Annotated in this window: 1 protein-coding gene; it reads left to right on the plus strand. The window is 28.0% G+C overall.

Going from position 1 to position 219, the window contains the following annotated elements; all coding sequences use genetic code 11:
• Positions 1-34: 34 nt before the first annotated feature.
• The coding region (locus G3997_RS01440) for an aminopeptidase P family N-terminal domain-containing protein (protein WP_296646955.1) at positions 35-219 on the plus strand (185 nt) is incomplete at its 3' end.

Consider the following 219-nt stretch of genomic DNA (forward strand, 5'->3'; position numbering starts at 1 on the left):
AAATTATAATAAATTTTAAAAAGGGAGTGGATATATGATAAAAAGTAGAATAGAACAATTAAGAAAAATAATGGATGAAAAAGATATTTACGCGTACATAATACCCTCTTCAGATTTTCACCAAAGTGAATATGTCGGTGAATATTTTAAAGTTAGAGAATATATATCTGGGTTTACAGGGTCSGCAGGTACAGTTATAATAACAAAAAATGAAGCTGG

This window comes from Romboutsia sp. 13368 (assembly GCF_018336475.1).
In the GTDB taxonomy this organism is placed as follows: domain Bacteria; phylum Bacillota; class Clostridia; order Peptostreptococcales; family Peptostreptococcaceae; genus Romboutsia.